This is a genomic window from Bradyrhizobium glycinis (assembly GCF_016031655.1).
GTDB lineage: Bacteria > Pseudomonadota > Alphaproteobacteria > Rhizobiales > Xanthobacteraceae > Bradyrhizobium > Bradyrhizobium glycinis.
The window spans coordinates 1-1,061 of sequence record NZ_JACCHQ010000067.1 but is presented as its reverse complement, the minus strand read 5'-3'; the positions used below and the strand labels follow the sequence as shown (position 1 = coordinate 1,061).

Genomic DNA, 1,061 nt, shown 5'->3' with positions numbered 1-1,061 from the left:
CAACCGTCGACGATCTGTTCACCGCGATCGATCTCGCCAGCGGCGTCAAGACAGTTGCCATCAGCTCCGGTGCTGCGACGATCGCCACGAGCGTCGGCCAGACCGCCTCGACCGTTGTGGGCGGCGCCGTCACGCTGAGGAGCTCGACAGGTGCGGATCTGACCGTCACCGGCAAGGCCGACCTGCTCAAGGCCCTCACCCTGACGAACTCTGTGGGCGGCGGCAACGCAACGGTCCAGGTCAACCGGACCACGAGCGCAGCCTCGCTGGGTGCGACGATCACCGACGGCTCGACGCTGAATGTCAACGGTCACGTCATCACCTTCAAGAACGCGCCGATCCCGGGCTCGACCGGTGCTCCGAGCGTTCCGAGCGGTTATGGTGCGAGCGGCAACGTCCTGACCGACGGCAATGGCAACTCGACGGTCTATCTGCAGGCCGGCACGGTCAACGACGTCTTGAAGGCGATCGACCTTGCCACCGGCGTGCAGACGGCGACGATCAATGCCAACGGCACCGCAACGCTTGCGACCGCCACCGGCCAGACCAACTCGTCGATCAACGCCTCCGGTCAGCTCAAGCTCTCGACCGGCGTCAACGCCGACCTCTCGATCACCGGCACCGGCAATGCGTTGAACGTGCTTGGTCTTGCCGGCAACACCGGCACATCGACCGCCTTCACCGCGGCGCGTACCTCCGGCATCGGCGGCATCAGCGGCAAGACCCTGACCTTCACCTCCTTCAACGGCGGCACGGCGGTCAACGTCACCTTCGGCGACGGCACCAACGGCACGGTCAAGACGCTCGATCAGCTCAACACCAAGCTGCAGGCCAACAACCTGACGGCGACGATCGACGCCAACGGCCTGCTGACGATCTCCACCACCAACGACTACGCGTCCTCGACCATCGGTTCGAGCGCCGCAGGTGGTGCGATCGGCGGCACGCTGACGACCGCTCTGACGTTCTCGACGGCTTCCAGCCCCGTCCAGGACACCGTTGCCCAGACCTCGCGCGCCAACCTGGTCAACCAGTACAACAACATCCTGAACCAGATCGAC

Annotated in this window: 1 protein-coding gene; it reads left to right on the top strand. The window is 65.2% G+C overall.

Features of this window, described 5'->3' with window-relative positions; all coding sequences use genetic code 11:
• On the top strand, positions 1 to 1,061 hold a 1,061-nt coding region (locus tag HZZ16_RS36880), incomplete at both ends, for a DUF1522 domain-containing protein (protein WP_197955760.1).